Origin of the sequence: Paenibacillus nasutitermitis (genome assembly GCF_014641075.1) — a bacterium.
Taxonomy (GTDB): domain Bacteria; phylum Bacillota; class Bacilli; order Paenibacillales; family Paenibacillaceae; genus Paenibacillus_Z; species Paenibacillus_Z nasutitermitis.
In genome coordinates, this window is sequence record NZ_BMHP01000001.1 from 1 (window position 1) to 11,266 (window position 11,266).

General features: G+C 48.9%; 12 protein-coding genes. 9 read left to right on the plus strand and 3 right to left on the minus strand.

The features are described from left to right. Window positions 1–197: 197 nt before the first annotated feature. A complete protein-coding gene (locus tag IEY46_RS00005) occupies window positions 198–806 on the plus strand; it encodes a DUF1349 domain-containing protein (protein WP_188987935.1) in 609 nt (202 codons plus the stop codon). Between the two features lie 105 nt (window positions 807–911). On the opposite strand, the gene IEY46_RS00010 is transcribed toward IEY46_RS00005, so the two are convergent. Further along, window positions 912–1,109, minus strand: coding sequence for a DUF6199 family natural product biosynthesis protein (locus tag IEY46_RS00010; protein WP_188987936.1), 198 nt, complete (start codon window positions 1,107–1,109; stop codon window positions 912–914). Between the two features lie 129 nt (window positions 1,110–1,238). On the opposite strand from IEY46_RS00010, the gene IEY46_RS00015 reads away from it, so the two are divergent. Both IEY46_RS00015 and bshB2 read left to right on the plus strand, forming a co-directional pair. After that, on the plus strand, window positions 1,239–1,586 hold the full coding sequence (locus IEY46_RS00015) for a YojF family protein (protein WP_188987937.1): 348 nt from the start codon (window positions 1,239–1,241) through the stop codon (window positions 1,584–1,586). Window positions 1,587–1,612: 26 nt separating this feature from the next. Then, complete coding sequence (bshB2, locus tag IEY46_RS00020; protein ID WP_188987938.1) at window positions 1,613–2,272, plus strand: bacillithiol biosynthesis deacetylase BshB2; 660 nt, start codon at window positions 1,613–1,615, stop codon at window positions 2,270–2,272. Window positions 2,273–2,428: 156 nt separating this feature from the next. Here bshB2 and IEY46_RS00025 read toward each other — a convergent pair whose 3' ends face one another. Then, window positions 2,429–3,202: a hypothetical protein gene (locus tag IEY46_RS00025; RefSeq protein ID WP_188987939.1), complete on the minus strand. Its 774-nt coding sequence runs from the start codon at window positions 3,200–3,202 to the stop codon at window positions 2,429–2,431. A 363-nt stretch (window positions 3,203–3,565) separates the two neighbouring features. On the opposite strand from IEY46_RS00025, the gene nrdI reads away from it, so the two are divergent. Genes nrdI through nrdF form a run of 3 tightly spaced genes read left to right on the plus strand, consistent with a single transcriptional unit; the run spans window position 3,566 to window position 7,031 of the window. Further along, window positions 3,566–3,925: a class Ib ribonucleoside-diphosphate reductase assembly flavoprotein NrdI gene (gene nrdI / locus IEY46_RS00030; protein ID WP_188987940.1), complete on the plus strand. Its 360-nt coding sequence runs from the start codon at window positions 3,566–3,568 to the stop codon at window positions 3,923–3,925. After that, a complete protein-coding gene (gene nrdE, locus IEY46_RS00035; RefSeq protein ID WP_188987941.1) occupies window positions 3,912–5,996 on the plus strand; it encodes a class 1b ribonucleoside-diphosphate reductase subunit alpha in 2,085 nt (694 codons plus the stop codon). The genes nrdI and nrdE overlap by 14 nt, the downstream gene beginning before the upstream one ends. 33 nt (window positions 5,997–6,029) lie before the next feature. Then, window positions 6,030–7,031 carry a class 1b ribonucleoside-diphosphate reductase subunit beta gene (nrdF, locus tag IEY46_RS00040; RefSeq protein ID WP_188987942.1) on the plus strand — a complete coding sequence of 334 codons (1,002 nt, stop codon included), beginning with the start codon at window positions 6,030–6,032 and terminating at the stop codon, window positions 7,029–7,031. Window positions 7,032–7,094: 63 nt separating this feature from the next. Here the strand turns inward: nrdF and IEY46_RS00045 are convergent, their stop codons facing one another. Further along, on the minus strand, window positions 7,095–7,973 hold the full coding sequence (locus IEY46_RS00045; RefSeq protein WP_188987943.1) for an AraC family transcriptional regulator: 879 nt from the start codon (window positions 7,971–7,973) through the stop codon (window positions 7,095–7,097). 140 nt (window positions 7,974–8,113) lie between these two features. Here IEY46_RS00045 and IEY46_RS00050 point away from each other — a divergent pair, with 140 nt between their 5' ends. The 3 genes from IEY46_RS00050 (at window position 8,114) to map (ending at window position 11,174) form a co-directional block, all read left to right on the plus strand. Further along, window positions 8,114–9,196 (plus strand): glycoside hydrolase family 172 protein, encoded by a 1,083-nt coding sequence (locus tag IEY46_RS00050; protein WP_188987944.1) that lies wholly within the window; start codon window positions 8,114–8,116, stop codon window positions 9,194–9,196. Between the two features lie 374 nt (window positions 9,197–9,570). Continuing rightward, a complete protein-coding gene (locus IEY46_RS00055; RefSeq protein ID WP_188987945.1) occupies window positions 9,571–10,176 on the plus strand; it encodes a sigma-70 family RNA polymerase sigma factor in 606 nt (201 codons plus the stop codon). Between the two features lie 251 nt (window positions 10,177–10,427). After that, window positions 10,428–11,174, plus strand: coding sequence for a type I methionyl aminopeptidase (map, locus tag IEY46_RS00060; RefSeq protein WP_188987946.1), 747 nt, complete (start codon window positions 10,428–10,430; stop codon window positions 11,172–11,174). The last annotated feature ends 92 nt before the right edge of the window (window positions 11,175–11,266 follow it).

Consider the following 11,266-nt stretch of genomic DNA (forward strand, 5'->3'; position numbering starts at 1 on the left):
AGGTGGAAGCGCAGAAATGCGTGCAGCTGACGAATACTAATCGGTCGAGGGCTTATCCTACTTTTATCCATTAACAGCTAAAGAAAGCACACTTGCTTGTTTCGTATCCAGTTTTCAGGGCGCGATTCGGTAAATTGAACTCACAATAGTGAGTTTTTTTGTTATTCTAACTTTATGATGGTTGAGGAGTGATGGAGATGAATCTTTTTGAAAAGTGCTCCGGAAGAATATTGCCGGATCGGATGGAGTGGATCAACGAACCTGAAGAATGGCATTTTAACGAAAGTAGTCATTTAAAGGTCTACGCATCATCAGGCGCTGATTTTTTCATTGATCCTGCCGGAGGCCATGCACAATTCTCCGCTCCGTTTTTATATACACGCATTAAAGGCGAATTTGTAATGTCCACAAGAATAAAGGTTGATATGAAGAAGCAATATGACTCCGGCTGTCTGATGCTGATGGCGGATGCTCAGAACTGGGCGAAATTATGTTTTGAATTTTTTGACGACCAACCATCCATCATAAGCGTAGTTACCAAGAATACCTCGGATGACTGTGTTTCGGCTCCGTTAACGGTTACTCAGCCTTACATAAGAATCGCAAGGGGAGGAAATTGCTTTGCTTTTCATTATTCTGTGGATGGCGTGCAGTGGCATTTGGTAAGGTATTTCGGAATGGAGGGCACGACAGAACTTAAAGTTGGGGTTGTGACTCAGTCTCCTGTGGGTGAAGGATGTTTGGCGGAGTTTGAATATTTGAATATAATCGAACAACCTGCAGAAGGCGATATACGCAAGGCTTAGTTTTCCATGACCCACGGCATTATCGGATAGGACTATTGCTCCTGCATATGTCTCCCTTAGTGGAATGGGCTGCTGTAGGATAAGTCTTGATGCCAGGTTATCAAATTAAAACAGCAAGGGTATAACAAAAATAAAAAAGACGACCAATACGACGATGCTGCTGATTCTGCTCATGAGTAAATAAGCATCGCTTGGCTCGGAATCACCTTTGACCATCCAGCCGTATCGCATATACCAGCCAAAAGCTGGATAAATAATGTTTATGACAGCAACCGCCATAAAAATAAATGCGAAGAAAATCATATTTATCAGCCCCCTGTTTTCATCATGTATACGCATCAAACAGGAAAATGTTTCTTTATAATTGGGAATATCTAGAAATGTAACAGCCTGGGAATAGGAATATATTTAACGGGGCAGACGGAGGATTTTATGCAGCTGATTAATCCGAAGAGCGTTCAACAAAGAATTGATAACCTGGACGACCAACCTCTTTATCTTCATCTGGAAATGACTTCAGGTGCTTATGCTGCCCACCTGGACAGCGCGAAACATCCGGCAGCGACCTTTGTCACGAACGCCATGATCCGCTTCTCCAAAGGGTCCATAAAGGGTGAGGGACCTTATTATCGGGTTGGATTAAAAACCGGCGAGGGCTGGGTTTATTCGGAGGGTCTTACGCACTGGGACGAAACCAACGGTGATCAGCTGATTCTGGCCGGTCACGATGCATTTGGCAAGCTTATTGTGGCATTGCAACTAAGCCCTACGCCTTTTTAGAAGCAAGGAGAGGAGAGTGAATCAATTTGAGCAGGCAAATCCTGATTATATTGCCCCATCCGGACGATGAGGCTTTCGGAGTCGCGGGAACGGCGGCCATGCAGCTGCATAACGGTGACAAGGTTACCTACGCTTGTTTGACCTTGGGTGAAATGGGCAGAAATATGGGCATTCCCCCGTTTGCCAACAGGGTAACGCTGCCGGCGATCCGCAGACAGGAGCTGGTGGCTTCTTGCCAGGCTATTGGCATATCAGATCTGCGGATGTTGGGCTTCCACGACAAAATGATCGAGTTCGAGGATCAGGAGGCTCTAGATCAAAGCATCGGTGCGCTTCTGAAAGAACTTCAACCGGCGCTTGTGCTGACCTTTTATCCGGGCTACAGCGTTCATCCTGACCATGATGCGTGCGGGGCAGCTGTCGTACGTACAATCAGGAGGCTGCCCGCTGACGAGCGTCCTGTTGTTCAGGCTATGGCCTTTTCCAAGAATTCGCTGGACGTATTGGGGGAGCCTGACATCATACAGAACGTAATCCCTTTTTTGAAGCAAAAAATGGCATCCATTGAAGCTCATCGCTCCCAGTTTCAGGCCGCTGAGCTTGTGGGCAGCGAACCGCTGACGGACAGCGAGATAGAAGTGCGATTTGGCACGGAACGTTTCTGGACGTACAAATTTGAGCAATAGGATTGACCGTTCCCATGAAGCTTTGCTGAAAGGCGTTTCGATAAAGAAGGACACTCAGGCTGCAGGGATTTCCCGCAGTCTTTTTTGTTGTAACAAGGACGGTCCAGATGATTGCCTGGCGATGAGGATTTGAGTCGACCGGTTATACGCTTGGCGTTAGGCATCCTCTTTTTGTATTTTAGCAGGATTGTTGATTTTATAGGGAACAGGATGCTTGGTGAGCTTCTTCGCAACAAGTTTACCTTCAAAAGCAATCTTGTCGCCAAGCTGCAAATCGCTTTTCTTCAGCGTAGCACTGTGACTCGACCAGGCTGTACCGATCTCGGTCCCGCTCTCGGCTAAAGTCACCGCACCATAAATAACAACCTCGTCATCATTATCGGAAAAATGATTGGGTACGGTCGTGAATTCCTGCACCGTCGCGGTCATTTTCACCTTTTCTTCCGGCAGCTGGAGCTTCGGTGCTTTTTCTTTTTTGGCTCTTACTTTCGGTGCTTCCTTCGCCTCAGACTCCACTTGGTTAACAGTCTCTGTTTGCCCGGTTTCATCGAGGGCTTCAGCCTTAGAAGGAACGGCATGATTCGCTGCGGCAGTCTCCGCCGCCGGGCTGTCAGGCTCCGAACCGGCAAGGTCCAGGGACGGATCCGCAGCGGCAAGCGATTTCTGACCGTAGCTTGAGGCTTGCATTTCCTTCAGGTAGGAAGGGTGGATGCAGTGCTGGTGGTTCTCGAGCTCAATGACGGCGGTCATATTATCGACCCAGCCGATAATACTGCAGGCTATGTTCAAGCCATTCCCCCGGTAGAAAAATGCTTTAGATTTGGTGGCTTTTTCGGATAACAGGCCCCATTCTTTACATTTCTCGATTTGTTCGGCTTCGTTCTCAAAAGCAGTATAGGAATCGGGCTTGATCGTAAATGCATGTCCCATTTTAGTTCTCCGCCTTTCTTCTTGTTCCTGTTCATTTTAGCATTTTTTACGGATTTGATAAAATCCATTTCAAAAAAAAGTATCAAACGGTTCGGGCGTAGAGAATTAATGGAATGATCAGAAAGATTAAATTTTAAAATTTCAACTCGCTCCCATCGGTGGAGAAAAAGATAAGGATTGCCATCGTGGACGGGGTTTTCAGCTTCCAAAGACGGATTGGAAGGAAGGAAATGGAGAGGCAGTTCGAACTTCCGGCTCATTGACATTACACAATATATTGATGTATCTTTGTTAATAACAACTATATATAGATATAAATTCGGGAAAATACAAATTATCAACCCGGAAAAGGAGCTGGAGCTTTTGTTGATTGCCTATGATTCACGAACGGGAAATGTCGGCAGATTCATTGACAAGTTGGCGATGCGGGCGGTTCGGATTGAAGACTGTTCTGCGATTGAGGAGCCTTTCGTGCTCGTTACATATACAACCGGATTTGGCCAGGTGCCGGACAAGGTAATGGATTTTCTGAAGACTAACTACAATTATTTGGTGGGAGTTTCCGCAAGCGGCAACCGCAATTGGGGAGAAGGTTTTGCCAAAAGCGCAGACCGGATCGCCGAGCGGTTTGCGGTCCCGGTGATCAGTAAATTTGAATTGTCGGGCACCTCGTCTGATATCGAATATTTTCGGAAAGCGGTGAGCGGAATTGCGTTACATTGAACTTAATAATCAGCTGATGCAGCGAAATGAAGAAGGTTTTTTCAAGCTTGAGAAGGATCATGAGGCCGTTGCCGTGTTTATGGAGGATGTGCTTGGCAAAAGCCTGATCTTCAACAGCACCAAAGAAAAAATGGATTATATGATTGCCAATGACTTCTATGAGAACGTATATGACCATTATTCATTGGGCGACATTGAATCGGTGTATGAAACAGCGCACGGATACAGTTTTGAATTTCAATCCTATATGGCGGCTTCGAAATTCTACACAGATTACGCGCTAAAGAGTAATGACCAATCGATCTACCTGGAGCATTATCCGGACCGTGTAAGCATTACAGCGCTTCATCTGGCGAGGGGAGATGCGGAAACTGCCCGTATGCTGGCCCGTTCCATGATGGAGCAGCGGCTGCAGCCGGCAACACCCACCTTTCTGAATGCGGGCAAGAGCCGCCGGGGCGAGTTGGTCTCCTGTTATCTGATGGAAGTCGATGACTCGCTCAACTCGATTAACTACGGTCTGGCTACTTGCATGCAGCTGTCAAAAATCGGTGGCGGCGTAGCTGTTAATCTGTCAAAGCTGCGGGGGCGCGGGGAATCGATAAAGGGTGTTGAAGGAGCAGCAAAAGGAATCATGCCGATCCTGAAGCTGATGGAGGATGCGTTCTCCTACGCAGATCAGATGGGCCAGCGCAAAGGCTCGGGAGCTGCCTATTACAACATCTTTGGTTGGGATGTGCTTGAGTTTCTGGACTGCAAGAAGATCAATGCCGATGAGAAGAACCGGATCAAGACGCTTTCCATTGGACTGATCGTACCGAACCGTTTCTATAGATTGGCGGAGCAGAATCAGCCGCTTCATGTGTTTGCGCCCCATACGGTTTATCAGGCTTACGGCGAGCATCTGGACGATATCGATCTCGATGAAATGTATGATCAGCTGCTTGCGGACGACCGCGTGAATAAGAAGATAGTGATGAATGCGCGCGACATGCTCGTTAAAATTGCTACAATCCAGCTGGAATCCGGTTATCCCTATATTATGAACAAATCCAATGCCAACAAGAACCATGCACTGAAGGATATCGGCACTGTCAAAATGTCCAATCTATGCACGGAAATCTTCCAGCTTCAGGAGGTCTCGGAGATAGGCGACTACGGCCAGCCCGATCTGATCCGCCGCGATATTACCTGCAATCTGGCTTCGCTTAATATCGTCAATGTCATGGAGCAGAAGAAAATCAAGGAGTCCGTCTATGAAGGCATGACCGCGCTGACGGCAGTCAGCGACATGACCACAGTTGCCAACGCGCCCGGTGTCGTCAAAGCCAATAAAGAGCTTCATTCTGTGGGGCTTGGCGCCATGAATCTGCACGGCTATCTGGCCAAGAACCGGATCGCATACGACAGCGGCGAAGCGAAGGATTTTGCCAGAACCTTCTTTATGATGATGAATTATTATTCCATTGAGAAAAGCATGCAGATCGCAAGGGACACGCAGCAGGCTTTTCAAGATTTTGAACGCTCCGAATACGCCAAAGGCACCTATTTCGTCAAATATGAGGATACCGATTACAGCCCGGCGACAGAGAAGGTCAAATCCCTGTTTGCGGGGATTGAAATTCCAACGTCTGCGGATTGGAGCCGGCTCAAGCAGCAGGTAATGAAGCATGGTTTGTACCATGCCTACCGGCTCGCCATTGCGCCTACGCAGAGCATTTCCTATATCCAAAACGCTACGTCGAGTGTGATGCCGATTGTGGAGCAAATTGAAACGCGCACCTATGCCAATTCAACGACTTATTATCCGATGCCTTATATGTCGGCAGACAACTTCTTTTATTACAAGTCCGCATATCAAATGGATCAGTTCAAGGTGATGGATCTTATCGCCGAAATCAGCGCACATGTGGATCAAGGCATCTCGACGATCCTCCACGTAAACAGCGATGTGAGCACCCGGGAGCTTGCTCGTTATTATTTGTACGCAGCCAGGAAAGGGTTGAAATCCCTCTATTACACGCGGACCAACCATCTGTCCGTAGAAGAGTGCATCAGCTGTGCGGTCTAGAAACCTGAATGAAGGATGAGAGGATCTGAAAGTATGAACGTTAAAATTGCCGAACAGCCCGTCAAGAAACCGGCTGTGGTGTTCAAGGCCGTGAACTGGAACCGGCCTGATGATGATTATACAAGCACATTCTGGAATCAGAATATTATGCAGTTCTGGACGGATGAAGAAATCCCTCTCTCCGATGACAAAATGTCCTGGATGAGATTAAGCGATTCAGAGCAAGATTTATATATGAAGGTTCTTGGCGGACTGACGCTGCTGGATACGATCCAGGGCGGGGTAGGAATGCCCAAGCTGCTGGAACATATAGACGGTTTGCAGCGCAAAGCGGTTCTTGGCTTCATGGGCATGATGGAGCAGATTCATGCCAAGTCGTACAGCAGCATCTTCACAACGCTTGCGACCACGGAGGAAATTGACAAGCTGTTCAAATGGGTGGAACGCAGCCCGCTGTTGCAGTCAAAAGCGCAATGGATCTCCGAGTGCTACGAGAATATCAGCTCCCCAAAAAGCCTGTATCTGGCGATGGCGGCCTCCGTTCTGCTGGAGAGCTACCTGTTTTACAGCGGTTTTTTCTACCCTCTATACTTGGCGGGACAAGGGAAAATGACCAGCAGCGGCGAAATCATCGACCTGATCCTGCGTGATGAGAGCATTCATGGTCTTTATGTCGGCGTGTTGGCACAGGAGGTATTCCGCGAACTGGAGGCCGGCGATCAGGCGGAAGTAACGGCTGAGTTATACAGCCTGTTGGATCGTCTGCACGCCAATGAGGAAGCATATACCGATGAATTGTACAGCGTGCTTGGCCTGCAGGAGGAGGTGAAGCGCTTCGTACGCTACAATGCGAACAAGGCGCTGATGAATCTGGCTCTGGAGCCGGCTTTTCCTGAAGAAGAGGTCAATCCGATCGTATTTAACGGGATCAGCACCCGCACCAAACAGCATGATTTCTTCTCGAAGAAGGGCAACGGATATGTGCGAACCGTTCACGTAGAGCCATTGAGAGATGAGGATTTTCTTTTCGATTGAGATGCCGCGCCGAATGATTGGATACCAAGCATTCGGCGCTTTTTCGTCTGCTGTAGCACGGTTTCATTTAGGCTTATCGGCAAGGATGGCCCGGTAGGCGCTGGGGCTGCAGCCTTCTTTGTTCTTGAACGCTCTGCTGAAGCCGTGGATGCTGGGATAGCCCAGCGAATCGGCGATCTGCTGCATCGTCATCTTCGAATGGCGGAGCAGGTTTTTGGCCCGATCCAGACGCATCTGCTGGTGATACTGCATCGGTGTAATCTGGAAAGCCTGCTTGAACAGGCTGATCAGATAACGCTTGTTCATGTGAAACTGCTCCGAAAGCTCATCCAGAATCAGCTCCCGTCCGGCATGGAGATTCAAATAATGCTGAATTTCCAGCAGAAGCGCCAGATGGCCAGGCTCCCGCAGGTTTTCTTCAAGCTGGGTTTCGCGAAGGAGGAAGGCCAGCAGCTCGAGCATCAAGCCTTTCAGGCGGATCCGGTGGAAAGGCATCTTCATTTCAAATTCGCGGATAATGGCGAATAGCAGCTCCTCGAAGGTCAGAAGGCCGGGCAAACGGATGCGGCTGGGAAGCTTCCAGTCCGGTCCGGACAAGAGGTCCGGTCGGAACCAGTTACTCTCTGCGGGACTCATCTGCTCCAGCGTTTTAAAGGATACCCAAATATCCGGGCTGTCGAAGGATTCGGTTAAATCAAAGTGGACATGCGGCTGCCTGGCCGGCTGCCCGCCCAGAACCCGGATGGTGTGGGGCTGCCGGGGTTTGAACAGAAACACATCCCCTGCCTCGCCTGCATAGACGTTATTTTCTACCGTCACTTCAAGCTTGCCTTCTTTGAGGAACAACAGCTCGTAGTCCCAAATCACGCGCTCAATAAACGTGTCGGTGCCAAGCCAGGAATCCATAGCCACTCGTATATAAGGCGATAATTGCTCAAGCACACAAAACCCTCTTTTTCCTATCAGGATTATTTTTCTGAATGATTGCTAAAAAAAACAAACGAATTGCTAAATCCATCGGATGACCACCCGGTTATAATAGCTTTGAACGGCTAATACATAGGGTTACAGGAGGCATGTCCATGACATCAGCATTTAACGGAATAGGTATGGGACTTGGCAATTTGTCGCGTCTTTCAAATGCAGTTACCCGGTCTGTCAGCCCGGAGAACTTTACCGGAGAAAAAGGCAAAGGCGCCATGGCGACGGAAGGCACCGGTGCAGCCTGCGCCCGTGATTTGGGACAGGGGTGGAAGATCTCTCCTTCCGTTATGGTACCTGCGAATTCATCGTTCACAATGGCTGACATTCAGGGACCGGGTGTGATTCAGAATTTCTGGCTCACCTGTCCGGTGGAATCATGGCGGCATATGATTCTGAATATTTATTGGGATGACGAGAAGGAACCTTCGGTACGTGTGCCGGTCGGCGATTTCTTCTGCAACGGCTGGTGTGAGCGCAGTCTGGTGAATTCGCTACCCATTTCCGTTAATCCGGCGAACGGTTTCAACAGCTACTGGGAGATGCCCTTCCGCGGCAAAGCACGATTCGTGATGGAAAACCTTAATGATCAGGATACCGTACTCTATTACCAGATTAATTATACGCTAACAGACGTGCCTGCCGATATGGCTTATTTTCATGCTCAATGGCGCCGCAGCAATCCGCTTGCCTATAAGGATGTGCATACAATCGTCGACGGCATCAAAGGCAAAGGACATTTTATTGGAACCTATTTGGCCTGGCAAGTAAACAGCAACAATTGGTGGGGCGAAGGCGAAGTGAAATTTTATATGGATGGCGACCGGGAGTATCCGACCATTTGCTCCACGGGTCTGGAGGATTACTTTGGCGGTGCCTGGAACTGGGATATGGAGGGCAAATACGTCCCTTATACAACCCCGTATCTGGGCATGCACCAAGCGATTAAATCGGACGGGCTGTATAAGGCCAATCAGCGTTTTGGCATGTACCGCTGGCATATTATGGACCCTATCCGCTTTGAAGAGGATCTCCATGTGACGGTGCAAGCATTAGGGTGGCGCTCAAAAGGAAGATACCTGCCGCTGCAGGACGATATCTCCTCTGTAGCGTTCTGGTACCAATCCGAGCCGCATGCGGCTTATCCACAGCTGCCGGACAAGGATAGCCTCGAGGTCATCTAGGTATAGAAGAAGACAGAAGCGCCCCGTCAATTGAAGACGGAGGCGCTTTTTTGTCGTGCATATTTGTGCCATTTGTGCCATGCCAGCGAGAAAGAAAAGTAGTGATAACAGGGATATGTAAGGATCGAATCTACGCGTGGTGACATAGAGAATAAGCCGCTTGGTGACCGATGCTCGGGCAGCATTCGTTCGTCGGTTATGGCGCATTAACAACGGGGAAATTGGCCGCCCGGAGCGGAAAGTCATAATTTTGCCAAAAACAAAAAGATTTATGAGCGGTTTTGAACAAACAGCAGCATTTAAAGATGCGTTTCTTTTATTTCCTGTTATAATAAGAAATAAAGGCTCAGGACGGACGGCAAAGGAGAATGGCGATGAACGAATCTCAGCTGGTTATGGCATCCAGACAAGGCGATCAGCTTGCTTTCAACAAGCTGGTGGAGTTGTATACGGATAAGATTTACAACATGGCTCATCGGATCCTACGCAGCAAAACGGAGTGCGAGGATGTGGTACAGGAGACCTTTCTCAAGGTGTATCTCAATTTGAACCGCTTTGATGAGAACAAACGGTTCTCCACCTGGATTTTTCATATTGGAAAGAACATTTGCCTGGATCTGCTTCGTCGTCGCAAAGCACCATCGCTTCCGCTGGATCAGCCGGTTATGGCCCATTCCGATCAGGCGCTTTCGCTCCATGACGTCATCGCAAACACAGAAATTTCGCCTGAAGGCGAAGTGATCGAGCGTGAGCTTTCGAACAAGATGGCGGAGTTGATCAACAAGCTGCCGGTCAAATACAAGACGGTCGTTTATCAGCGTTATGTCCTGGAAATGTCGCTTGAGGCAATCAGCCAGGCCAACAATATACCGGTCAATACTGTAAAGTCGCGGATTCACCGCGGCAAGGATTTTATGAAAAAAAGATGGGGCAAGACGCTCCTGATTTATTCTTTGCTCATGTTGATTCTCAGCCCTTAGTGTTTTGTTGAAAACCTGATTTTGTTTGCCAAGGCATTGAGGATTTGAACCTTAACTGGAATCTTCAGGTGCTTTTAGATACGGGAATCTGCGCTGCGCCACTCTCACTCCTGTAAGCGGAAATCGCCGGGGAGCGAAGGTGGTTTTTTTATTGGCATTTCCACTCGCTTCGGGCAGAATAACGTCAACATTTGAAAAAGCGGAGCCGGAGCTTTACAATAAAATAATCCATCACCGCAAAGGAGATTAACATGCTCACCATAAAAACAAAAGAACAAATCCATAAAATGAAACTGGCCGGCGAACTGCTGGCTGTCTGTCATAAAGAAATCAGAAAGCTGATCGCCCCCGGGATCACGACGATCGAGATCGACCGGTTTGCCGAGAAGTTTATGCGGGATCATGGCGCCACGCCGGAACAGAAGGGCTATAAAGGGTATCCCTATGCCACATGCGCTTCTGTTAATGATGTCATCTGTCATGGCTTCCCTGGCCAGAACCGCTTGAAGGATGGGGATATTGTGACCATCGATATGGTGGTCAATCTGGATGGCTGGCTCGCCGATTCCGCCTGGTCCTATGCGGTTGGAAATATTTCGGAAGAAGCGGCCCGGCTGCTGGATGTAACGGAGAAATCGCTTTACAAGGGGATAGAAATGGCCGTGCCCGGCAACCGGATCGGCGATGTTTCCCATGCGATTCAGGTGTTTGCGGAAGCGCAGCAATTCTCGGTAGTCCGTCAGTTTATCGGACATGGCATCGGGCAGATTATGCATGAGGAGCCGCAGGTTCCCCACTATGGTCCTCCTGGCCGGGGCACCCGCATTAAGGAAGGCATGGTGTTTACCATTGAGCCGATGCTGAATGTCGGTACCCCGCACTGCAAGATCGACGAAGACGGATGGACCGCCCGGACGCAGGACGGCAGCCTGTCCACCCAATATGAGCACACAATTGCGATTACGGAGAATGGTCCGATCATCTTGACCCAGCAATAAGTTCATCAAGCAGTCCGAGTCCTTCGCAGAAAGGATCGGGCTGTTTTTCCAAAACAGATGTCCCTCTTGTATTCCCCCCATGATTACAGCTA

Bases quoted from the DNA above. Each gene is read 5' to 3' on its own strand.
- IEY46_RS00005 (WP_188987935.1), top strand. From the start codon at position 198: ATGAATCTTTTTGAAAAGTGCTCCGGAAGAATATTGCCGGATCGGATG.
- IEY46_RS00010 (WP_188987936.1), bottom strand. From the start codon at position 1,109: ATGATTTTCTTCGCATTTATTTTTATGGCGGTTGCTGTCATAAACATT.
- IEY46_RS00015 (WP_188987937.1), top strand. From the start codon at position 1,239: ATGCAGCTGATTAATCCGAAGAGCGTTCAACAAAGAATTGATAACCTG.
- IEY46_RS00025 (WP_188987939.1), bottom strand. From the start codon at position 3,202: ATGGGACATGCATTTACGATCAAGCCCGATTCCTATACTGCTTTTGAG.
- nrdF (WP_188987942.1), top strand. From the start codon at position 6,030: ATGAACGTTAAAATTGCCGAACAGCCCGTCAAGAAACCGGCTGTGGTG.
- IEY46_RS00050 (WP_188987944.1), top strand. From the start codon at position 8,114: ATGACATCAGCATTTAACGGAATAGGTATGGGACTTGGCAATTTGTCG.
- IEY46_RS00055 (WP_188987945.1), top strand. From the start codon at position 9,571: ATGAACGAATCTCAGCTGGTTATGGCATCCAGACAAGGCGATCAGCTT.
- map (WP_188987946.1), top strand. From the start codon at position 10,428: ATGCTCACCATAAAAACAAAAGAACAAATCCATAAAATGAAACTGGCC.